This window comes from Nonlabens sp. Asnod3-H03, from assembly GCF_045063665.1.
GTDB classification, from domain to species: Bacteria; Bacteroidota; Bacteroidia; order Flavobacteriales; family Flavobacteriaceae; genus Nonlabens; species Nonlabens ulvanivorans.
Genome location: NZ_JBEFOD010000007.1, coordinates 260,212 through 283,580, shown reverse-complemented (window position 1 = coordinate 283,580; position 23,369 = coordinate 260,212). Strand labels below are relative to the sequence as shown.

Annotated in this window: 21 protein-coding genes and 1 tRNA gene; 14 read left to right on the top strand and 8 right to left on the bottom strand. The window is 34.4% G+C overall.

Annotated elements, in window-relative coordinates:
• Nucleotides 1–54 precede the first annotated feature (54 nt).
• Both ACJJVI_RS02745 and ACJJVI_RS02740 read left to right on the top strand, forming a co-directional pair.
• Entirely contained in the window at nucleotides 55–906 is an 852-nt protein-coding gene (locus ACJJVI_RS02745; protein ID WP_036579665.1) for a universal stress protein, read from the top strand.
• 56 nt (nucleotides 907–962) lie between these two features.
• Complete coding sequence (locus tag ACJJVI_RS02740; protein ID WP_405350158.1) at nucleotides 963–1,610, top strand: hypothetical protein; 648 nt, start codon at nucleotides 963–965, stop codon at nucleotides 1,608–1,610.
• Nucleotides 1,611–1,699: 89 nt separating this feature from the next.
• On the opposite strand, the gene ACJJVI_RS02735 is transcribed toward ACJJVI_RS02740, so the two are convergent.
• The 4 genes from ACJJVI_RS02735 to ACJJVI_RS02720 all read right to left on the bottom strand — a co-directional run bounded on the left by ACJJVI_RS02735 (nucleotide 1,700) and on the right by ACJJVI_RS02720 (nucleotide 3,195).
• Nucleotides 1,700–1,784 (bottom strand) — tRNA-Ser (locus tag ACJJVI_RS02735).
• Nucleotides 1,785–1,896: 112 nt separating this feature from the next.
• Nucleotides 1,897–2,040, bottom strand: a complete 144-nt coding sequence (locus ACJJVI_RS02730; RefSeq protein WP_193743777.1) for a hypothetical protein — start codon at nucleotides 2,038–2,040, stop codon at nucleotides 1,897–1,899.
• A gap of 102 nt (nucleotides 2,041–2,142) precedes the next feature.
• Entirely contained in the window at nucleotides 2,143–2,808 is a 666-nt protein-coding gene (locus ACJJVI_RS02725) for a vancomycin high temperature exclusion protein (RefSeq protein WP_405350156.1), read from the bottom strand.
• Complete coding sequence (locus ACJJVI_RS02720) at nucleotides 2,809–3,195, bottom strand: acyl-CoA thioesterase (protein ID WP_036579670.1); 387 nt, start codon at nucleotides 3,193–3,195, stop codon at nucleotides 2,809–2,811.
• Between the two features lie 144 nt (nucleotides 3,196–3,339).
• Here ACJJVI_RS02720 and ACJJVI_RS02715 point away from each other — a divergent pair, with 144 nt between their 5' ends.
• Nucleotides 3,340–3,966, top strand: coding sequence for an NAD(P)H-dependent oxidoreductase (locus ACJJVI_RS02715; RefSeq protein WP_036579672.1), 627 nt, complete (start codon nucleotides 3,340–3,342; stop codon nucleotides 3,964–3,966).
• 67 nt (nucleotides 3,967–4,033) lie between these two features.
• Nucleotides 4,034–4,528, top strand: coding sequence for a thioredoxin family protein (locus ACJJVI_RS02710; protein ID WP_405350154.1), 495 nt, complete (start codon nucleotides 4,034–4,036; stop codon nucleotides 4,526–4,528).
• 11 nt (nucleotides 4,529–4,539) lie between these two features.
• Here the strand turns inward: ACJJVI_RS02710 and ACJJVI_RS02705 are convergent, their stop codons facing one another.
• Nucleotides 4,540–5,349, bottom strand: coding sequence for a DUF4249 domain-containing protein (locus ACJJVI_RS02705; protein ID WP_405350153.1), 810 nt, complete (start codon nucleotides 5,347–5,349; stop codon nucleotides 4,540–4,542).
• Nucleotides 5,350–5,353: 4 nt separating this feature from the next.
• Entirely contained in the window at nucleotides 5,354–7,720 is a 2,367-nt protein-coding gene (locus ACJJVI_RS02700) for a TonB-dependent receptor (protein WP_405350152.1), read from the bottom strand.
• Nucleotides 7,721–7,890: 170 nt separating this feature from the next.
• Here ACJJVI_RS02700 and ACJJVI_RS02695 point away from each other — a divergent pair, with 170 nt between their 5' ends.
• Together ACJJVI_RS02695 and ACJJVI_RS02690 are read left to right on the top strand one after the other, a co-directional pair.
• Nucleotides 7,891–8,859: an NAD(P)H-dependent flavin oxidoreductase gene (locus ACJJVI_RS02695; protein ID WP_405350150.1), complete on the top strand. Its 969-nt coding sequence runs from the start codon at nucleotides 7,891–7,893 to the stop codon at nucleotides 8,857–8,859.
• Between the two features lie 164 nt (nucleotides 8,860–9,023).
• Nucleotides 9,024–10,577 carry an NAD(P)/FAD-dependent oxidoreductase gene (locus ACJJVI_RS02690; protein WP_405350148.1) on the top strand — a complete coding sequence of 518 codons (1,554 nt, stop codon included), beginning with the start codon at nucleotides 9,024–9,026 and terminating at the stop codon, nucleotides 10,575–10,577.
• A 3-nt stretch (nucleotides 10,578–10,580) separates the two neighbouring features.
• Here the strand turns inward: ACJJVI_RS02690 and ACJJVI_RS02685 are convergent, their stop codons facing one another.
• Entirely contained in the window at nucleotides 10,581–11,516 is a 936-nt protein-coding gene (locus ACJJVI_RS02685) for a LysR substrate-binding domain-containing protein (protein ID WP_036579684.1), read from the bottom strand.
• A 110-nt stretch (nucleotides 11,517–11,626) separates the two neighbouring features.
• Here ACJJVI_RS02685 and ACJJVI_RS02680 point away from each other — a divergent pair, with 110 nt between their 5' ends.
• Together ACJJVI_RS02680 and ACJJVI_RS02675 are read left to right on the top strand one after the other, a co-directional pair.
• Complete coding sequence (locus tag ACJJVI_RS02680) at nucleotides 11,627–11,902, top strand: hypothetical protein (protein WP_051788614.1); 276 nt, start codon at nucleotides 11,627–11,629, stop codon at nucleotides 11,900–11,902.
• A gap of 22 nt (nucleotides 11,903–11,924) precedes the next feature.
• The gene (locus ACJJVI_RS02675; RefSeq protein ID WP_042269848.1) at nucleotides 11,925–12,887 is read left to right on the top strand and encodes a sodium-dependent bicarbonate transport family permease; all 963 of its coding nucleotides are present in this window, start codon (nucleotides 11,925–11,927) and stop codon (nucleotides 12,885–12,887) included.
• A gap of 60 nt (nucleotides 12,888–12,947) precedes the next feature.
• Here the strand turns inward: ACJJVI_RS02675 and ACJJVI_RS02670 are convergent, their stop codons facing one another.
• Entirely contained in the window at nucleotides 12,948–13,406 is a 459-nt protein-coding gene (locus tag ACJJVI_RS02670) for a hypothetical protein (RefSeq protein WP_042249350.1), read from the bottom strand.
• 216 nt (nucleotides 13,407–13,622) lie between these two features.
• On the opposite strand from ACJJVI_RS02670, the gene ACJJVI_RS02665 reads away from it, so the two are divergent.
• The 6 genes from ACJJVI_RS02665 (at nucleotide 13,623) to ACJJVI_RS02640 (ending at nucleotide 23,366) form a co-directional block, all read left to right on the top strand.
• Nucleotides 13,623–14,618 carry a sugar kinase gene (locus ACJJVI_RS02665; RefSeq protein ID WP_042269850.1) on the top strand — a complete coding sequence of 332 codons (996 nt, stop codon included), beginning with the start codon at nucleotides 13,623–13,625 and terminating at the stop codon, nucleotides 14,616–14,618.
• Nucleotides 14,618–15,274, top strand: coding sequence for a bifunctional 4-hydroxy-2-oxoglutarate aldolase/2-dehydro-3-deoxy-phosphogluconate aldolase (locus tag ACJJVI_RS02660; protein WP_405350146.1), 657 nt, complete (start codon nucleotides 14,618–14,620; stop codon nucleotides 15,272–15,274). The genes ACJJVI_RS02665 and ACJJVI_RS02660 overlap by 1 nt, the downstream gene beginning before the upstream one ends.
• 99 nt (nucleotides 15,275–15,373) lie before the next feature.
• A complete protein-coding gene (locus ACJJVI_RS02655; protein ID WP_348022417.1) occupies nucleotides 15,374–16,138 on the top strand; it encodes a FadR/GntR family transcriptional regulator in 765 nt (254 codons plus the stop codon).
• Nucleotides 16,139–16,315: 177 nt separating this feature from the next.
• Nucleotides 16,316–19,468, top strand: coding sequence for a SusC/RagA family TonB-linked outer membrane protein (locus ACJJVI_RS02650; RefSeq protein WP_405350144.1), 3,153 nt, complete (start codon nucleotides 16,316–16,318; stop codon nucleotides 19,466–19,468).
• 11 nt (nucleotides 19,469–19,479) lie between these two features.
• Entirely contained in the window at nucleotides 19,480–20,967 is a 1,488-nt protein-coding gene (locus ACJJVI_RS02645) for a RagB/SusD family nutrient uptake outer membrane protein (protein ID WP_405350142.1), read from the top strand.
• Nucleotides 20,967–23,366, top strand: a complete 2,400-nt coding sequence (locus ACJJVI_RS02640; protein WP_405350140.1) for a polysaccharide lyase 6 family protein — start codon at nucleotides 20,967–20,969, stop codon at nucleotides 23,364–23,366. Before ACJJVI_RS02645 ends, ACJJVI_RS02640 begins: the two co-directional genes overlap by 1 nt.
• Nucleotides 23,367–23,369: the final 3 nt, after the last annotated feature.

Sequence of the window (23,369 nt, the reverse complement as noted above, 5' to 3'; positions counted from 1 at the left end):
AGTTATTCTTCTCTCAAATATCTAGATTTATGAAGTAATATAAAGTAATAAGCTATGAAAAAGAAAATCTTAATACCTACCGATTTTTCAAAGAACGCATGGAATGCCATAACCTATGCTTCAGACCTGTTTAAAAATAAAGAGTGCAGTTTTTTCTTGCTCAATGCCTACAATGCTACAATGCATAGTAGAGGACATTTAATGAAGGATAAAGCAGAAATGCTTTCTTTTGAGACAGAAAAAAATAAGTCAGCTAGTGGTCTAGCAAATATATTAGAGATGTTAGATTTTAGAGGTCTTAATGAAAAGCATGAATATCATATAGTATCTGTAAAAGATGATCCATTAAGTGCTATTCAATCAACCATTGAAAAGAAAGATATTGAGTTGGTTGTTATGGGGACAAAAGGTGCTAGTAATTATGAGAATAAACTCTTTGGTAGTAATACTATAAATGTGATGGAAAATTTGCGTAGTTCACCTATTCTTGGAATTCCATTAGACGCCAGATTAGTACATATTAAAGAAATTGTGTTTCCGACTAGTTTTAAAACGCATTACAAAAGAAGAGAACTAGTTCATCTTGTCGAGATAGCGCAGTTGCAAGATGCAAATATTTGCGTTTTACACGTTAATGATCATCCAGAACTAACCGTTGAACAACAAGAGAATAAACAATTGCTAGAAGATTGTTTTGAGGATGCTTCTTTTAGTCTACATCACATCGGCGGTTCAGATGTTAATAGTAGTGTTAAACGATTTGTAGAAAGTCGTGGAAGTGATATGGTGTCTTTTATCAATAGAAAACATTCATTTTTAGATTCTATATTTTCTACACCAATGGTAGAAGAATTAGGAATGTTTAGTAAAGTGCCTTTATTGGTGATGCATGATTCAAAGTACTAAATCGTGGAATAAAATGTATTTGCGAGAGCATTTTTGTATCTATTTAAAAACTAATCATGAGAAATTCAATATATGCTATAGCGATTTTAGTCTTTGGACTTGTGAGTTGTTCTGACTCTGAATTAGTAGAAAACTGGAAAAATCCTGAAGTTGAAACTTTTCAAGCGCAAAAAGTACTTGTACTTGCCATATCCAATGATGTTGAAAACAGACAGTATTTTGAAAACCGTGTGGTTCAACAGCTCATAAATAAAGGAGTAAACGCTATAAATAGCGATAATTTTTTTGACAATAATTTTACCCAAAGACCTCAAACGGAGAATGAAGTAAAGGCTCTGGAAGATTTATTGTTACATGATGGTTATGATGCAATATTAGTTTCTAAAGTTATAGGAGCAGAGGATAAGGTTACGTTGATTAAATCATATCAGAATTTTAATAAAACGTTTGAGACTTTTAATGAAGATTATTATTCAAACCAAGGCTTATTTGATCAAAACGAGCAATTAGAAAGTTATGTAGTTTATCATGCTGAAAGTGTACTATATCGTATCTGTCCAGAAAAAGAGCGACAAGTGATATGGCGAGCATCTATTGACGTTACAAAACTTGATTCCAAAAAGAAAGCCATTAAAGATTATTGTAAAATGTTGATGTGGTCTCTTGAAGATCAAGAATTGTTAATCACTAATTCAAAATCTTAATCGAGAACTCAATTGTTTTTTTGTTGAACACAATAAGAACTTTGATTAAAAAATAGAACCCCAATAATCAAAGATTATTGGGGTTTTTGCGGAGAAGAAGGGATTCGAACCCCTGGAGGTGTGACCCTCGCTGGTTTTCAAGACCAGTGCATTCGACCACTCTGCCACTTCTCCAGTCGATAAACAAAAATGTTTTTGCTTAAGCGGTTGCAAATATATAATTATTCTTTGTTTAATTATAATTTGGAGTAAAAAAAATCTACTTTTTTTGTAGATTTTTTATGTATTAAGAAGGTGTTTTAATTTCATCTCTAGGTTGATGATGTTCTTTTTTATCTTTTACCTGATGATTAATTTTTTTGCCATGGGTTTTTTCTAGGTTAATGGCTTGTTCTCTTTTGCTTGTTTTTGCTGTCTTCGATGTTTTCATTTTTTATTTTAAGATAAAAAATATTCTAATCGTTGACAAATAACTTAACAAGCTTTAACTGAATCATTTTCCTTTTATTTAATTTTTAAGAAAAATGGTCCGTTAGTTTAACTGTTTGTCATGACTAGGGCTGCTACTTCCTGTTATAGGAATAGATTTCCCACTATAAGTAGGGCTTTTTTCAATGTTTAATTCAATCCAAGCTTTAATATTTGCTAGCCATTCTCTACGAGTGAAATGGGCGTTTCCTGGATACTCTCGATTGTCGGCAATATATCCTTGTAGTTCTAATCCCATTTTTTTACCTACATATATGGCGCGTGGTAAATGAAATTTTTGAGTTATCACAATTGCTTTTTCTACTTGAAATACCTCTCGTGCTCTAAACATGCTGTCGTAAGTGTCAAAACCAGCATGATCCAAAAATATATCCTCATTAGGTACACCTTTATCGTTTAAATAACGTCGCATAGCATTCACCTCATCGTACTCTTTTTGCCCATGATCACCGCTTAATAAAAACTTTTTGATTGTACCATTGTGATATAATTCAAATGCCTTGTCAACGCGGTCTTGTAGAATAGGAGAGAGACTTTTATCTGGTCGTACACTAGCGCCTAGTACTAAGCCTACATAAGTAGGCTCTAAATCATTTGCGTTTTCAAAAATCAAATCACGACTAGATTTGTTTACATGAAACTGTAAGATAATTACAAGTAGGACTATCCCTAAAATTGTAAAAACGGTAAGATTTAGAAATTTACGCATTTAGCAAATAGGAGTTGGATTCTTATCATCATCTATGGCGACAAAGGTAAAGTTTCCTGTAACCACTTTTTCACGTTTATAACTATACATATCCTCCATAAACATGCTTACCTCAACAGTACAACTAGTATTACCCACGCGGCTTATACGCGCTACAAGTTCAACAATGGAGCCTTGAGGAATAGGTTTTTTAAAGTCAATTTGATCGGTACTTATGGTAACAACTTTCTTTCTAGAAAAACGAGTAGCACATATAAATGATGCTTCATCCATCATGTGTAAAGCAGTTCCACCAAAAAGAGTGTCGTAGTGATTTGTAGTATTTGGAAAAACGGCTTTGAAAATTCTCGTTTCAGAGTCATTAATACGTTTTTCTGTGTCGGTCATAAATTTCCTTTATTGAATAATTAACGAGCTAAGAGATTGAAGGTCTTACCTTTGTTTATAGTTATTTTGAACTTTGATTTTTCGCTTTCGCGAAAGCGAATATATAATAACTCGACTACCTTACAAAGATAACGTTTCCAACCTATGAAAAGTATAGATAATTTACAATGGCGCTATGCCACAAAGAAGTTTGATTGTCAAAAGACATTAACTACGGATCAGATAGATACACTAGTTCAAGCATTTAACTTAACTGCAACTTCTTATGGATTACAGCCTTGTAGAATGATTGTAGTACAGAATCAAGAAATAAAAAACGCGATGGTTGAAAAAGCTTTTGGTCAGAAACAAGTTGCTGATTGTAGCGCTGTGTTAGTTTTATGTACTAAACATGTTGATGTTGAATATGTAAATGAATATTTTGAACTTGTAAAAAAGATACGCAGTACACCAGATGAGGTTTTAAAACCGTTTAAGAATCAACTCACCCAATCTTTTTCAGAAAAACAAAAGGTTGAAGTAGAACAGTGGTCTAAAAACCAAGCTTATATAGCATTAGGCAATTTAATGACTGTTTGTGCGCAAGAACGTATAGACTCATGTCCTATGGAAGGTTTTTTACCAGAGCAAATCGATGAATTACTAGATCTTCAAAAACAAGGTCTTAAATCTGTATTACTGCTGCCAGTAGGACACCGTGCAAAGGATGACGTGTTTTCTAAAATGGAAAAAGTAAGACGCCCACAACAAGAAATGGTACAATACGTTTAGATTATGGCAAGATTGTTGACCTAGTGTAAATAATCTTATTATTTTTGATACTATAAACCTAGTTACTATGAAAATGTATTCCTTTTTATTGATTCTTCTTTTTACTGGATTAGTGAATGCTCAAGAGTCTTTTGAAGAAAATGTTCAAGATGTCGAATCTATTGAAGAAGTAGAAATTAACTGGTTTACAGATTTTAAAACAGCTAAAGCTGCTGCAAAAAAGCAAAATAAGCCTATGCTCGTTTATTTTACTGGTAGCGACTGGTGCAAACCTTGTGTAAAGCTTAAAAAGGATTTTTTTAATACACCCCAATTTGCTGAAGCTTCAGAGGATTATATCGTTGTAATGCTTGATATTCCTTATCGTGATGATATAATCTCGTTAGAGCAAAAGAAAATAAATAAGGAAATGCAAAAAAAGTTGAGAGTTAGTAAATTCCCAACCTTACTTGCTTTAGATCATAATGGACGTGAACGCAATAGAATGGAACGTTATAGCTTCCCAGATCCACAATATTATTGGGAATTTATGAATAATAATGAGAGGCTTTTCGGCCTTTAAGAGATATCTATTTAAGGATTCTCAACAACAGTATATTCTATCTCAAATTTTTCTGAAACCCTGAAATATCCGTAAGGAAAATTTTCAGGGTTTACTGTATTAATAATATTTCCTCTTACGGTTGCTGGTTGTGTATCAAATGGGCCGCCGCCACCATCTGCAGTTTGTTGAATAAGCGTGTCATAAAATGTAAAACCTCTGCGGTCAATACCTTTTATGGTTAAGGTAATTATAGTGCCGGTTGGTAAATCTTCCATGAAAAACGCTGTCAAAGCTTCATTTCCATCAGAGAATTCATCATCTGATATGTCAACTTCAGTATTATACGCATCGATATATTCAAATAAATAATAGTTTTCTTCACCTGGTGGATCGTTAAAAAAGCCTGTTATCTCAGTAAAATCACCAAAACCTGTAATTTCTGACTGCTCTACTCTAGAATATGGAACGGTGCTAATAAACTCTTGTGTTGCCCTGTAGATGTCATCTCCATCAATAACGGTTAATACGTAAGATTCACCATCTTGTATATTTAAAGTTACATTTTTATATAATCCTGGATTAGTCAATATGAAAGTATGATCAGTTCCAGAAGGATCAGTAACAATCACACTAGCATCGTCTACAAAAAGAATTTCTTCTTGATAAAATGCGCTACTACGAGTTAGTAGAACAGTAGCTTCAGTAAAACCATCTTCTTGCAATTCAAGAGCTGCATCTATCACTAATCTAGGCGCTGCATTATTGAGATCTAGTTCAATAACATCTTCACAAGAAATTATGCAGATGGAAACTACTAATAAGGTAAATATCTTTTTCATCATCTTAAAATTTGAAATTGTAAGTAACAGCAGGTACTAATCCAAAAATTGATAGTCTCGTTGCTTCATTACGATTAGTATCTTCATTTTGTGCAAAGCTTATGCTGGCTGCATTTCTTCTATTATAAGCATTATAAATACTGAAAACCCAGCTGCCTTGCCATCCTTTTGTTTTGTCTGGTTTAGGAATGTATGTAGCACTTAAATCTAGTCGATGCACGATAGGCAGTCGACTGCTGTTACGTGCCTCATAGGTAGGTATAAATAAACCATCGAACTCATATTGCCCGTTAGGATAAGTGATAGGTTGTCCTGTTTGTAGAGTAAAATTAGCGCCAAAGCTCCACTTGTTATTTAATTCATAGTTACCCGTTATGGTTAAATCATGTGTTTTATCCCAGGCAGCGTTGTACCATTCACCATTATTAATTCCAGTTTCTTCAGGTGTGCGGCCTGGTGTGCGTTGTTCACTACGTGATAAAGTATAAGCAATCCAACCTTGTAATTTACCTTTGTTTTTTCTAAAGAGAAGCTCTAGACCGTAAGCTCTAGCCTCACCTTTTAATAATATTTGTTCTACGGCATCATTAGCTATAAGATCTGCACCATCTATATAATCCAGTCGATTATCAACTGTTTTATAAAAAACTTCTGTCTCTAAAGAATAGTTACCTATGTTCTTAAAAAATCCAGCAGCAATTTGATCTCCTTTTTGCGGTTCAATAAAAGTGCCGCTAGGAGCATAGAGATCAAATGGAGTAGGAGCATTAGTATTAGAAATAAGATGTATATATTGATTAATGCGCTGGTAGCTCGCTTTAAAGCTAGTATTGTTATCTAAAGAGTAGGCAATAGAGAATCGAGGTTCAAGATTTGCAAATGTTTTTAAAGTCGTGCCTCTACTAGCATTTGTAGTTTCTATAGGGTCTACAGATTCATAGATTTGTAAATCTTCATTAAAGACTATAGGTTGATTGTTTTCATATATATTAATATTGTTCTGACCTAGACGATTAAAGGTGCTTAATCTTAAACCAGCATTAATATTGATATTATCTGTTATTTCAAACTCTCCATCAACATAAACTCCATTTTCCCAAGCATACTTTTTTGTAAGTTGTCTCTCATTTATAGGACTTGTGGCTGTTGTAGGTGTTATAAGTCCTGGATCAAATTCATAATAGATAGAATTAATCCCATACCTCATTTTAGTTTTATCATTGACATAATGTGTCAAATCATATTTTGCATTAAGATTGGTAATTCCACTACTGAATTCAAATTCTACAAAATCTAATTCAAGGCCATAATTATAATCTGAATAAATCAAAGAGGTATTTGCAAACCATTTATTATTAAAGGTATGATTCCATCTCGCGTTAACAAAAGAGTTTCCAAAGGTGTTACCGAACAGATTGTTCACCTTAAATACATCTCTACCAAAGTAAGAGGACACATAAAGTCTATTATTGTCGTTTAATGTGAAGCTTAATTTTGCATTTAAATCATAAAAGTAAGCCACGTTATCTATATCAAATAAAGGTAAGAATAGATGGGCATAACTACTGCGACCACCGATAAGAAACGATGATTTGCCTTTCTCAATAGGACCTTCAAGCAATAATCTACTAGCCACTAGACCTACACCACCAGTGGCACTCAGTTTATTCTTATTACCATCACGTTGATAAATGTCTAGTACACTAGATACACGTCCACCATAGCGTGCAGGTATTCCTCCTTTATATAATTTTAAGTCTTTTATAGCATCTGGATTGAAAACAGAAAAGAAGCCAAACAAGTGATCACTACCATATAATGTTGCCTCATCTAGTAAAACTAAATTTTGATCTGCGGCACCACCACGTACATTAAATCCAGAGGCACCTTCGCCAGCATTAGTCACTCCAGGTAAAAGAACTAATGACTTTACAATATCTGTCTCGCCCAGTACAACAGGTATTTTTTTAATAGTTTCTATAGAAAGTGCATTCGTACTCATTTGTGGCGATTTAGTACTCAATCTTTCTACATCAGCCTTAATAACTATAGCGTCTAGCTGCTCGTCCGAGTCTGCCATCTCAATATTGATTTGTGTATCACTATTTAAAACGACTTCCTTTAAAATATTTTTGTAACCTATAAAACTGTAAACGACTTGATAAGTTCCTGCCGGTAGCGTGATAGAATAAAACCCATATTCATTACTCGAGGTTCCTGCGCTCAATTCTGGTATTAATATATTGACACCTATCATGGTCTCGCCGTTGCTTACCTCACTGATGGTACCTGATAGGGTGAATTTTTCTGATTGCGCTTTCGCGAAAGCGAAATTCAATAAAATTATTGCAATTAATAATCGTTTAATCATAAGAAATATTCTAGTCTGTCTAAGTAACGGACAATAGATTAATTTGTTACAAATTTAAATGGAAACCATCTTGTAAGACTTTAATTAACGACATCTTAACTGCAATATTAATTTAAGTTCTTATGCGGTGATTTTGTGCTATAATCGTAAATTTGTGGTAAACCCAAGTAATGAATAATACTGACTTTTCTCAAAATATAAAGCTGCCGGTAGTAGCAGCACCTATGTTCTTAATCTCTGGTCCTGAACTAGTAATAGCCTGTTGTAAAAATGGTATCGTAGGAACTTTTCCCGCACTAAATCAGCGTACGACAGAAGGTTTTGAAGAATGGGTAGTACAAATTAAAACAGAACTCGATCAATGGGAGAAAGAAACAGGTAAGAAAGCGGCTCCTTTTGGAGTTAACCTCATTGTTCATGGCAGTAATCCTCGTGTGCAGGCAGATTTAATGGTGTGCATGAAGCATAAGGTACCTTTAATAATTACCTCTTTAGGTGCTGTAAAGGATCTAGTAGATGCGGTGCACTCTTACGGTGGTTTAGTGTTTCACGATGTTATTAAAAAGCGTCATGCAGAAAAAGCTGCAGAGGCTGGTGTGGACGGACTGATATTGGTTTGTGCTGGTGCAGGTGGTCATGCAGGAACTTTAAATCCTATGCCATTTATAAGAGAAGTGCGCAGTTTCTTTAAAGGAACTATCTTACTGTCTGGTGCGATGAGTAGTGGACAAGATGTGGCTAGTGCCTTACAAATGGGTGCAGATTATGCTTACATGGGTACCCGTTTTATTAATACGGATGAGTCTAAAGCAACAGATGAGTATCGAGATATGATCATAGATGCTGGATCAAGTGATATTGTTTATACAGCTGCTATATCTGGTGTAAGTGCTAATTTTTTAGGAGCTAGTTTAAATGCAGCAGGTATTACTGAAGAGCAACTTAAAGCCACTGGTAAAATAGATTTTGGTAAAGAAATGGATACAGAGGCAAAAGCCTGGAAAACTATATGGAGTGCCGGACAAGGATCTGCTACAATTAACGATACCGTACCTGCTACAGATTTGATCAATCGTATGAAGACTGAATTCAAAGATGCCATAGAGATGCAAAATAAAAATCTAGAACGATACTCTTAATAGAGATTATAATTTTTTTAAAAAGCCTTTTATTGTTAAGATAAGAGGCTTTTTACATCATAAAGATGTTTAAAATTTCGCTTTCGCGAAAGCGTCAACCACATCATCCTACAAGAACGTATAATTAAAGCATATTATTCAAAGACCTATTACCTTTGCCACCTATGAGTACACTGGTTCAGATTCAAGTTTTACCACATCATCTAGAGGATGAAGATCACATACTGGAAAAGGTTTTCCAAAAGATTGATTTTTCTATGAATGATGTCTCTCAATGGTCCATTAGAAAGCGCAGCATTGATGCTAGACAACGCCGTGTCCTTTATAATCTACAGATTGAATTATGGTTGAATGGAGACGAGAAACCTGTACGCGAGCCATATAAAATAAGTGATATAAGTAATAGGCCTTCGGTAGCCATTATAGGGGCTGGACCTGCTGGATTATATGCCGCATTGCGAGCAATAGAAGGTGGTTTAAAGCCTATTATTTATGAAAGAGGTAAAGATGTGCGTTCTAGACGTCGAGATCTAGCAGCTATAAATAAAGAGCATATCGTTAATCCAGAGTCTAATTATTGTTTTGGTGAAGGCGGCGCAGGAACTTATAGTGATGGAAAGCTTTATACCCGATCTAAAAAACGTGGTAATGTATTGAAAGCGATGGAGTGGTTTGTTGATTTTGGTGCAACACCAGATATTTTAGTTGATGCTCATCCACATATAGGAACTAATAAGTTGCCACAAATAATTACCGCAATGCGCGAGGCTATTATAGAGGCAGGTGGCGAAGTGAGGTTTAATGAGAAACTCACAGATTTAAAACATGAGAACGGACAGGTTACCTCAATTCAGATAAATGATAGTGTCTGGTATGATTATGATCAGGTGATATTAGCAACTGGACATAGTGCTAGAGATATTTTTTACTTGTTGCATAATCGTGGTATTAAAGTAGAAGCAAAGCCGTTTGCAATAGGTGTGCGTATTGAGCACTCACAATCTTTAATAGATCAGATCCAATATCATGGCGATGATCAAAATCCATATTTGCCGCCGGCCAGTTATAGTTTAGTAGAACAGGTCGATGGGTTAGGTGTGTATTCTTTTTGTATGTGTCCCGGTGGTATTATTGCGCCATGTGCTACTGATATTGAAGAGGTTGTTACTAATGGCTGGAGTCCTAGTAAACGCAATAATCCATATTCTAATAGTGGAATTGTTGTTAGTGTATCACCTCAAGATTTACCTAATTATAAAGAGAACGATCCTTTTGTCTGTCTGGAATTTCAAAAGAAAGTAGAATATGATTGCTGGGTCGCTGCTGGTAAAACACAAAAGGTTCCAGCACAACGCATGACCGATTTTATAGCTGGTAAGGTTTCTACTGATTTTCCTAAAACATCTTATCAACCAGGTTTAACGGCTGTCGATTTAAATGAAGTCTTGCCAGATATGCTGGCGAGTAGATTAAGAAAAGCTTTTGTAGCTTTTGGTCATAAGATGAAAGGATATTTAACTACCGAAGCTGTATTGCATGCGCCTGAAAGTAGGACATCATCACCAGTTAAAATACCAAGGGATGATTTTTCCCTTGAGCATATTGAAATTAAAGGTATATATCCATGTGCAGAAGGTGCTGGATATGCCGGCGGTATTATAAGTGCAGCGATCGATGGAATTAACTGTATGGATCGTATCATTGAAAAATACAACTAATAATTATGGGAGGAATGATTTACTTTCCATCCAACTGAAGTGTTTTTTAATAATTTCTATTTTGTTTTCTTTAACATATTGAGCTAAGGCTAGTGCTGCCGGAGACTGTTTTTTTGATGATAACCAGATCAAATTCCAGTTAGTTATTATTGGTAGGTTTTTAATAGGTATAATTTGTACTTCTTTGTTTTTGAGTTCGTTTTTAATTCCTATAATAGGCATTATAGAATAACCTAGTCCTGCTATAACAGCTTGTTTTACAGCTTCGTTAGAAACTAGTTCAATTTTTTTATGATTTGTGAATTTTTGTTGGTCTAAGAAGCTTTCCATAGCCTGTCTGGTGGCAGATCCTTTTTCTCTATAGATAAGTTTCAACTTTTTAAATTCTTGAGTACTCATCTGCATGCCGGACTTACTAGGGTTGTCTTTTCCTAATAAAAAAAGTTCATTGCGCATAAGCTCAATACGGCTAATCTTTAAATGATCAGGAAGTACAGATACCATGGCAAAATCAACTGTATTGTCCTCAATACTTTTGATTACTTCACTTTTATTAGTAACATTCATTGTTAAGTCAATCCCTGGATATTTTTTCAAAAAATCTGAGAGAAAATAAGGCATTACATATTTACCTGTAGACACTACTGATATGTTAAGTTTGCCAGCGACTTTACCTTCATAAGCTGCAGATTTATATGTAATCGTAGCTACTTGCTCAAGGATATTCTCTGCGGTATCAGCAATTTCTTTTCCAAATTCGGTAATGTGGATTTTACGACCTAAATATTCTGTAAGCGGTAATGGGAATTGATCTTGAAATTTTTTGAGTTGTATAGAAACTGCAGGTTGAGTAAGGTTTAATTCTTCGGCAGCTTTAGTAATACTTTTTAATTGGGAAATTTTAAAGAATATCTCTAGTTGGTGAAGTGTATAATGCATAAATATTACTTATGTATATGATAAAAATTATAAATATAAATTTATATAAAAGATAATTCAACTTTGCAGCAGCTTTTATTAAAAGTGATTTAACCTTTAAATATTTTATAATGCAAGAATTACAAATTGACTTAATCGACGGAAATTTTACAGCATCAGACGCTATGGAAATTATTACTTCAGTTCTAGACAAGAAGATGAATTTTCACAAATTACAACGACTGGCAAAAACAGAAAGAGATCACGCAGATCCATGCACATTTGAAAACGAGCGTATTGCAGCGTTACAATCAGAAAAGGATAAGGCAATATCTTTTCTTGGACCTATGATAAAAGGAAGTGAAACTTTATCAATCAAAAGTGAGATTAAAATCAATAAAAACTAATTAATTCTCTAAGAATATAATTATGGATTTACATCTATTATTTGATAACCTAAGTAACCCAGCTTTATTATTTTTCTTTTTAGGGATTATAGCGGTTCAACTTAAGAGTGATCTTAAAATTCCCGAGAATTCCTCAAAATTTATTTCTCTTTATTTACTGTTAGCGATAGGATTTAAAGGTGGACAAGAATTGTCACATAGCGAATTTGATATGGAAATTGTCTGGTCTTTATTATTCGGTGTTTTACTTGCTATTGTTGTTCCTATTTATGCTTATTTCATTTTGCGTCGTAAGATGAATGTCTATAATTCTGGAGCAATTGCAGCAGCATATGGATCTGTAAGTGCAGTTACTTTTGTTACGGCTATCTCTTTTTTAGAGATGGAACAAATGGATTTCAGTGGGCATATGGTTGCTGTAATGGCACTTATGGAAGCTCCTTCCATTATGGTAGGCCTTTTATTAATTTCTCTATTTAATAAAGATAAATCAGATAAGGTCTCTACAAAAACGGTGTTGCATCATGCACTCACTAATGGTAGTGTAATCCTAATAATAGGTAGTTTAGTAATAGGCCTGTGTGCAAGTGAGGCTCAAGCCGAAGGAATTAAACCTTTTACAACCGATTTGTTTAAAGGTTTTCTTGCTGTATTCTTATTAGATATGGGAATCACCAGTGGAAGAAAATTGTCAACCTTTTTAAAGAAAGGATGGTTTGCGGTTGCTTTTGCAATTATTATACCTATTGTTAATGGGATTATCGTGGCGGTAGTAAGTGGGCTTTTTGTAACAGAAACAGGAGACCGTTTATTGTTTTCTATTCTAGCAGCTAGCGCATCGTACATTGCGGTACCAGCCGCTATGAAATTAGCTGCACCTAAAGCTAATCCTAGTCTTTATATACCGATGGCACTTGCTATAACGTTTCCTTTCAACATTACTTTGGGAATGCCATTATACCTTAATGTAATACAGTCATTTTAACCTATCAAAATAAGTAAAGAGATTGAGATTTTTTAATCTCTTTACTTATTTAATTTGTTTTTAAAACACTAGGTCTAGTGAGTGCACAGGTTGATGATTATCAGTCTCAAAAAGTTTAGAGTAATCTGATATATCGTCGATACCTTCTAATTTACATAATATGGTAATGGCGGCACACAACCCTTCAAACTGAATCACTTGGCTTTTTGGGTCCTTAGGTTTAAAATGATGATGTCTTAATGGTAATTGATAGCCGCAACCTTGTAAAAAAGCGTGTTCAATACGCAATAGTTCCGAAGGTAAGTAACCATTAAAACGTTTTCCTAGTTTCTCATTGACTAAGCCTACATAATTAAGCTTTACAGAACCGTGATCATCAGATAGATGTTTCCAGAAATCCTTATTGTCGCAAATATTACCTACTGCACAATGACATGCACATTCTGGATGCAAGGTTCCATCATGAAAAGCTTTATATAATTTAGTGATGCTGCTTTCAAGTCTGTTTTTAATACTCATAGTTTACTTAGTATATAAATTAAGTAGGATGTTCTTCATTCACCTTACTAATATAATTCATTAGTATTATTTTATTGAAAATTTCAAAAATGCCACTGTTTATGTATGTTTATGGTGGCAATATCATTCTGAAAAGGGTAAACGATAGTTCTATTGTATAGATTATAACTAGTATAGACTTAAGTTTGTCCTCATTAAGTTTATCATTATATTATTATGAAGCAAAAGGTAGTTACTATAGGAGAAGTCTTGATGAGACTTACGGTTCCAGATTATAAAAGATTATTTCAAACAGTTAATTTTGATGTCACTTTTGGTGGTTCAGAGGCAAATGTTGGAGTTTCTTTAGCCCATTTTGGTTTGGATAGTACACATATAACGGCCTTGCCAGATCATAATTTAGGAGAACGTGTAGAGCGTTTTTTAAAACTTAATGGCGTGAGCGGTGAAGGCATCGTGCGCAAAGAAGGTCGTCTAGGTGTATACTATCTAGAAACAGGAGCGATGCAGCGTCCATCGCGTATTGTCTATGATCGATTTGATAGCACCTTTGTACATCTTAAAGAAGATGAGGTGAATTGGGAAGTCGTTTTTAAAGACGCATCATGGTTTCATTACAGCGGTATCACACCAGCAATATCTCAAAATGCTGCAGACATCACACTTAGAGCATTAAAAGAGGCTAAGAAAAGAGGTGTGACTACAAGTGGAGATATTAACTATAGACGTAATTTATGGCAATATGGTAAACAACCACTAGATATCATGCCAGGATTAGTAGAGTTAACAGATGTGGTAATAGGTGGAAGAGTGGATCTAGAAAACTGTCTAGGTATACAAGATGAAGACTGGCAAGCTAACTGTGATAAGGTGCTCAAAAAATATACTCATATTAAAGCTTTCTCAAAAACCGTACGTAATGCTATGACAGCATCTCGTAATGAGTTATCTGGATTGTTATATACAGATGGTAAGTTATACACGTCTAAGAATTATGACATGAAAAACATCGTGGATCGCATAGGTGGTGGAGATGCTTTTATGGCAGGATTAATCTATGGTTTTTTAAATTTAGATCCACAAGAAACGGTAGAATTTGGTGTAGCGGCATCTGTTTTAAAACACAGTACAATCGGAGATGTCAATTTAAGTAGTAAAGAAGAAGTAGAAGAACTAGTAAAAGGCGATAACGTAGGTAGACTTTTAAGATAATGGAAATCACTCAATTTATTAAACAAACAGAATCACATAAAATTGTTCCGGTGTTCTTTCATCAGGATGCAAACGTAGTGATCAATACCATTGAATCATCTTATAAAGGTGGAGTACGCATATTTGAATTTGTCAATCGTGGTCTTAATGGTCTCGAGACTTTTAAGACTATAATACCTCATTTTAAAAAGTATGATGATCTAGTGATAGGAGTAGGGACGATTTATGACTCAAAAACAGCGGCTCAATTTGTTGAAGCAGGCGCAGAATTTATAGTCTCACCAGGTTTAGTTTCTGAACTTGGAGCCTATTGTGTACAAAACCATATCGCTTATATACCTGGAATAGCTACCATAACCGAGGCTACTACCGCAATGCATTTGGGTTGTGAGATGATTAAAATATTTCCAGCAAATGTTATAGGTTCCGCTTTCGCGAAAGCGGTTAAATCAGTCCTACCACAACTAGCAATTATGCCTACTGGAGGAATCAACCCTACAGAAGATGGTTTAAAAGAATGGTTCAAGGCAGGAGTAAATTGCGTAGGAATGGGAAGTCAATTATTTGATAAACTTAAAATCAATAATGGCGATTTTGAAGGGTTAGAACTAGATGTCGCAAAAGCTGTTAAAGTTGCTATCACGATTCAATCTTAGTCTCATCATTAGCAAATTAGCAATATAGATTGTTAAAATTGGTCATTTCGGAAATTAATCAATCATATTATTTGGAAATATCTATGATATCACTTTAATTTGGACAACCAGATTGGTAAACCAATTGGTTTTAAGGATAGTTTTATGATAGAACATGGTCTCAAATTAATAACTACTGAGCAAGATTACGAAATCGATGTAGCTCCGGAAAATGATGTGGTTAGTGAAATACGTGCGCTGATTAAAAAACATAATCTAGAAGCTGGAGATAAATTACCTTCAGAGAGAAAATTATCAGAAAAACTAGGTGTAAGTCGTAATCAGATTAGGGCTGGAATTCAAAAATTAGAATTTTATGGTATTATAGAAACACTACCGCAAAGTGGTTCTATAATCACAGGGATAGGTGTACCTTCCATGAACACAATGATGAAGGATGTTCTCGATCTCGATACACCAGATTTTAATGCGCTAGTGGAAACTCGTGTACTTATAGAATCACAGGCAGTTCAAATGGCTGCAGTTCGATGTACTGAAGAATCATTGAAGCAATTAGAAATGGCTCATCAAAACTTTGTGGACTGTATTACAAATGGATTACCGTCATTAATTGAAGATATGAAGTTTCACTTAGCTATAGTAAAAGCAAGTGAAAACACAGTTTTATATGGTTTAATGAAAATCATTGTACCAGATATAATAGGACATTTTAATAAAGAAGATATTTGTGATCGTACTCAAGCTATTAAACTAGTAAGTGAGCACACCGATATCGTAGAAGCTATTAAAAACAAAAAAAGTGATGATGCGCTTGAAGCTTTAAATCTTCACTTTGCCGCATTACGCAAATACACAAAAAAGTAATAAAAAATAGCACGAGCTGCCACTCGTGCTATTTACATAAAGTAATAATAATTAATAAAAGAGTAGAACTCTTTCACTTTGTAAAAATAGATAGTCTTAAGGGATTTAGCTCTTAAGTATCTGTCAAATTTGACTCTATTTGCATGGGTGAGGATTTCTGTGAAACAAAATGTTTTTATGAGAAAAATTCTTTTCATCATCTGTCTATTTATTTTACCAGCTATTGCTATAGCTCAAGACTTAAAAGAGGTTACTGGGACAGTGACTTCAGGTGCAGACTTAGAACCTATTCTGGGTGCTACTATTCAAATTTTGAATACAAATAGAGCATCTGTTACAGACTTGGACGGTAAGTTTACCATTCAGGCAAAACCAGATGATGTTCTAGTTGTAAGTTCTTTAGGTTTCAAAACAGTTAATGTTCTTGTAGGTGATAAAAACTTTTTTGAAGTCATTATGCAAGAAGATCAAGAAACGTTAGATCAAGTAATTGTTGTGGCTTATGGAAAATCTTCAAAGAGTAACTTAACAAATTCTGTTGCTCAACTTAAAAATGAAAATTTAGATGATCTATCATATTCAGGTGTTGCAGATGCCTTAAAAGGTAAGCTAGCCGGTGTTCAAATAACAAATACATCTGGTCAAGTAGGTGAGGCACCACAAATTAGTATACGTGGACTTTCTTCTATTACAGCTAGTAGTAGTCCTTTAATAGTGGTAGATGGTTTCCCGATTGAAGATGCGTTAGAGTTTATTAATCCTAGTTCTATTAAATCTATAGAAGTTCTTAAAGACGCTAGTTCTGCTGCTCTATATGGATCTCGTGGAGCTAATGGAGTTATTCTAGTAACTACAAAGGATGGTGATGGTGAACCTAGCTTTAGCTTTAAAGCGTTTACAGGTGTAAAATCAGTATTGCGATTACCGGATTTATTAAACACAACTGAGTTTACTGATTTTACTCGTAATGAACGTCAATTGGCAGAGAATGCAAACGCGATTAATGAGAATCGTGATCCTGCGGTTATCGGTTATTCTAATTTAGAAATAGCTAGACGTATCCTAGCTCAAAACACAAGTGCTAGTGGTAATGGCACAGACTGGCTAGAAGAAGCAAAAAGAGAAGATGTTACTATACAGAATTATCAATTTGATGTAGGTGGTGGTAGTAGACTTACCAAATATTATTTTTCAGGCCAATTTGTGCAAGATGAAGGATTAGTTAAAGATAATGAATATCGAGCTTTAAATCTTCAAGCTAGGTTCAACACTAAATTGAGTGATAAAGTAAAACTAGGTCTAAATTTTAGGCCTTCATATTCAAGACAGCGTCGTAGCGCCCAACAATTTTCCGATTTTGCACGTAATTATGGGTTCTTTGCTCCACGTCATAATCAATTTTCTAGTGACCTAACTGGAGAGCCAGTTGGTAGCTACGCACATGCTAGACATTTTAGAAATATTGATTTCAGTTATATCGATGAAAATGGTGATCAACAAGACTTTACTCAATCTAGCATATGGGGAACTAATAACAACAATCCACTAGCACGTTTAGAAAATGAAAAAAGAGTTCGATACGAGTATCGATTTGTAGCAGACGGTAAGCTAGACTGGAAAGTAGTAAAAAACCTAAATTACAAAGGTAGAATAGGTGCCTACTTAAGAATGCGAAATGATGAGGAGTTTAGAAACTCAATCGCAAGAAGAGATGGTCAGTCATTCTCTGAAGATGTGAACTCCATTCGTAATAGAGTTATTACAGAACATACTTTAGATTATAATTATTCTAGAGGGAAACATGATTTTAATGCTTTAGTGGGTGGGACTTACGAATATACTTTCTTAAAAACATCCTCTATTTTAGGTTCTAATTTCCCAACCGATTATATATCTACTATTAATGCTGCAACAATCATAGATGCAGACAATACCTTTACTCTTAAGGAAGAGATAGGACTATTGTCTGGACTAGCGCGTGTTAACTATGGATATGATAATAAGTATCTTTTATCATTCGCGGCAAGGGTAGACGGTAGTTCGCTTTTTGGTCCAAATAATAAATACGGATTTTTTCCATCAGCAAGTGCTGGATGGAACGTTCATAACGAGAAATTTTTTAATGAAAACATCTCATTTTTAAATCAGCTTAAGCTTAGAGCTAGTTATGGTGTTGTAGGTAACAATAACATTGATAATTATTCTTTTACAAATCTTTTATTTCCTACTAATTATTCATTAGGTGAAGGGCCAGGATCTATAATATCTGGTCTTGCAGAAAACGGTGACGTTTTAGCAAATAGAAGTATCAGTTGGGAACAAACAGATTCCTATGACCTAGGTATAGATGCATCAATACTAGATAAAAGAATATCATTTACGGCAGATTACTATTATGCATTAACTCAGGATTTATTGCTTAACCAAAATGTGTCTTATGCTACCGGTCATGATAGTTTTATTAATAATGTAGGTAAGATCCAAAATCAAGGTTTTGAGTTTGTAGTTACTACAAACTTTGATTTTGGTGAATTGAACTGGGTAGCATCAGCTAACATAAGTACAAATCAGAATAAATTAATTTCATTAGGTGGTGAAGAACAGTTTATTAATAATGGAGAACGAGAAGATCAATATATTTCTCGAGTTGGAGAAGAAGCCATACAATTTTATGGATACCGATCTATAGGTGTATGGCAAAGTCAAGCAGAGATTGATGATCCATTGAATGCGAGTTCTGCAGAAGATGCGCCAGGAGGAATAAGAGTAGCAGATATTAATGGTGATGGTGTGATTACCACTGCAGATAGAACTACACTAGGAAGTCCTTTTCCAGACTTTACTTGGGGAATAAGTAATACATTCAAATACAAAGGTTTTGATCTTTACTTCTTATGGCAAGGTAGCCATGGTGCTGAGGTATACTATGGAGATGGTTTTTATTTAGAAACAAGGACTCTTCAAAGCGACTTTTTGCAAAATAGATGGGTGCATGAAGACATTCCTGCTTCTTTACCTACTGGTAGAAATGGTCGTGAATGGACCGCAACAGATTACTTAATCCAGGATGCTAGTTATATAGCATTAAGGGAAGCTGTTTTTGGTTACACTTTTAATGATAAGGTAACAGAAACTTTAGGTTTAGATTCAGTAAGAATCTTTGCATCAGCTCAAAATTTACTTTACTTCTTTGCAGATGATTACTATGGAAATAATCCAGAAGCATTACGTACTTCTAGTCAATACGCATCTCCATTAGTTTCAGGTTACCAAAGAGGTGCTGACCCATTAACAAGACAATTTGCAGCAGGAATCGATATTACTTTCTAAAAAAAACAATGATGAAGAATTATATAATTAAAATAACAGCAGTACTAGCCATTATTGTAGGTTTTCAATCTTGTGATGATCCTATTGATTTACAGCCCATATCAGATATAGGTGCAGATGGTTTTTATTCTAATACTAATGAAGTAAACCTAGGAGTGATAGGAATCTACAACTCTTTACATCTTAAACAATTAGATGAATGGATAGTTACAGAATTACGTAGTGATAATACGCAGCTTAGCTTTGATAACTCAGTAAATGCAAATGTCCCTTATAGACAGTTAGATCGTTTTGTTTCTAATCCGTTGAATGAATTTACAGCTAGTTATTGGAGAGCTAGTTATAAGACTATAGGTCTAAGCAACCATGTTCTAGAGAATCTAGCGGTTGTTGATGATATAGACTTGGCAGCCCAATATGAAGGAGAAGCACGTTTCTTAAGAGCACATTCTTTGTTCAATTTAGTAAGGTTATATGGTGGTGTATTTGTAATTACAGAAACCATTGATGCATCAGATGCGAGAAATTTAGAACGTAAGAGTATAGAAGAAGCATATGAAGTGATTATTGAAGATTTAGAATTTGCTTACAACAACCTGCCAGAAGCATATGGAAGTAGTGAAGTAGGCCGAGCTACAAAATGGGCTGCCGGTGCTGAACTAGGTAAAGCACTTCTAACTGAAGGATCTGCAACTAGCGTTGCAAGAGCAGAAACTGTATTGAGAGATGTTGCTACCTTAAGTGGTAAAATGTTACTGGATAATTATGAAGATGTATTTGATTTTAATAATGAATACAATGATGAAATTTTATTTGCTGTACGTTATCAATCTGGATTACTAGGATTAGGTTCACCTTTTGCAAATCTATTTTCACCCTTACAAAGTGAAAATGCTGTCATCTTTGGTGGTGGTGATGAGTTAAATGTACCTACTGAAGGTATGGAAGCCTTATATGCTGCAAACGATCCTAGGGCAAGAACAAATTTTGCCGTTTCATGGGTAGATAACAGTGGTAATACAAACTTAGAAAGATTTGTAAGCAAGTATAACAGTACGTTTTCTAATGTTGATGATGCACCTAATGATTGGGTGATTTCTAGATATGCCGATGTTATTTTATTATTAGCTGAAGCTATTAACGAAAACAACGGTGGTCCTAATACTGAGGCTATAGGCTATGTTGATGATGTGAAATTAAGAGCAGGACAACCAGTACTTACTTCTAGTCAGACGAGTACTTATTTTGATTTTAAACTAGCATTAGAAGAAGAAAGACGTAAAGAATTTGCTTTTGAAAACCACAGATGGTTTGATCTTTTGCGTACAGATCGTGCAGTTACTGTTATGAACAATCACTTTGTAACAGATTTTCAGTACAATGACCCTAACGAGACTGCCTTTAATACACAACCGATACAGCAATTTCAGACACTTCTACCTATTCCTCAATATGAGATAGATTTGAATCCATCAGTAGCACAAAATGTAGGTTATTAATGAAAATTAAAGTCAAAATAGTTATTTGGTTTATCATGTGTGTCGCTTTCGCGAAAGCGCAGACTATACCAGTAAATGATGATAGTCAACTATCTGAAGCGATTAAAAAAGCTCAGCCAGGCGATACAATCGTTATGGTAAATAAGGAATGGAAAGATGTCGATATTAAGTTTAAAGCAATAGGGACTTCAGAAAGACCTATTGTATTAAAATCTCAAACAGCTGGAAGTGTAAAACTTACAGGAACTTCAACATTAAGAATAGGTGGTGATTATTTAGAAGTACATGGATTATGGTTTGAAAATGGTAACGTAGGTAAAAATAATGTCGTACGTTTTGAGGCAGATAGTGATACCCCAGCAACTAATTCTAGATTAACTAACTGTGCTATTATTAATGTAAATCCAGATTCTAGAGAAATTACCAATTATTACATTGCTTTACATGGTAAAAATAATAGAGTAGATCATTGTAGTCTTTTAGGTAAACTTAATAAAGGACCAGCCATAGCGGTACGATTAAAGAATAGCATTGATAACAATCATAGAATCGATCATAATTATTTTGGTGAACGATTACCACTAGGTTTTAATGGTGGAGAAACAATTAGAATAGGTACCTCTACCTATTCAAAGCAATCTTCTAGAACGGTTGTGGAAAACAATTTTTTTGAAAGATGTAGTGGTGAGATCGAAATAATCTCTATCAAATCTGCTAATAATGTCGTGCGAAATAATTTGATTCTTGAAAGTGAAGGTACAATTACCTTAAGACATGGTGATTATAATATTATAGAAGGTAATGTCATTATAGGTAATAATTTACCTAAAACGGGTGGTATACGCATGATTAATAAGGGGAATATTGTGCGCAATAATATTATTATTGGAACTACAGGAAAAGATTTACGTGCTCCTATTTGTGTCATGAATGGAATTCCAAATTCTAAATTGAACGAATATGATCCTGTGGTGGATGGTATTATTCAAAACAATACAATCATTAATTGTTCTCCCGTCACATTAAGTATAGGCTCTAGAAGTAATGCTACCATCGCACCCGTAAATACTAAATTTGAAAATAACTTGATTTACAATTCAAGTCGTGGTTTAGCCATTTTTGCTGGAGATGATATTAGTGGGATTACTCTTGGTGGAAACAAAGTAAGCTCAACATTAATTGAAGATTTTGATGGTGTAGATGTGGTTGACTTTAAGTTAGAAGCTGCAAATGGAATTTATATTCCTTCTGCAGACAGTGATGCGTTACTGACTGCTGTGAAAACTAATCCCAAGGTGAGAGTAGATGCGACAGGTGCATTAAGATCTCAACTTAGAGCTGGCGCCATTGTACCAGGTAATTTTAAGCCAGCTATCGCATTAACCTCACAAGCAGGTGTTAGCTTTATTAAAATAGATGAACTACGAAACTTATCAAAAGATATTGCTGTTACAGTTGTAGATGTCGCTCCAGGCGAGAAAACTCTTGAAAAAGCAATAAAGAATATGTCTGGGCCTACCATACTTAAATTGACAGCTGGAGATTACTTTATTACTAAAGCAATTAAAGTTTCTCAAGACCTTTCAATCGTGGGGCATGGAAATGATAAAACTTTTTTAAAAATTAGTAAAGAGGCAGATAAGACGCCTCAATATATTTTTAGATTGAATGGTGCTAAAGAGGTAAAGATTAAAGGAATTCATATTGACGGATACGCTTCGTCTGAAACGGTTAAATATGGTATTACTTCTTCTAATAGCCCTTCAAGCGACATATACAATCTTTATTTAGATGATGTCACTTTTGTAAATTTTAAAAACTCCGCTGGTGGTGCCATTTTTAAAGCATATGCAGGTACAAAGGCAGATACCATTTCAATTAAGAATTCAACGTTTAAAGATTCTTATCGAGGACTTAATCTTTCGTATGAAAAAGATGAAACTGGTAAATATAATGCAGAGCATATCATAATTCAGAATAGTCTATTCGTAGACATTGAGCAATTTGCAGTGAATTATACGAGATCAGGTATAGAAGCTAGAACTAGCGGTGGTAATCTTTTAATTGATCACTGTGTTTTTTATAGAGTAGATGATTCAGAGAAAGGTAGAATTATTAAGGTAAATGGAATAAAGAATGTCCACATCAAAAATTCAGTTCTAGATAACTCAAGAGAGACCAATAGTATCGTTCAACTTAAGGGAAATCATCATATCATAGAAAATTGTGTGGTTTATAATAGTGGAAAGGTAAAATTAAGTGATAGTGCTCAAGAAATAAATTTAGAGCGTTTTAATCCCAAATGGGAAAACACAGAAAACTTTAAAGTTCGAGATGGATCAGGTCTTATAAATGCAGGTACTGATCAAAAGAATATAGGATTAATTAATAACGATTAAAAA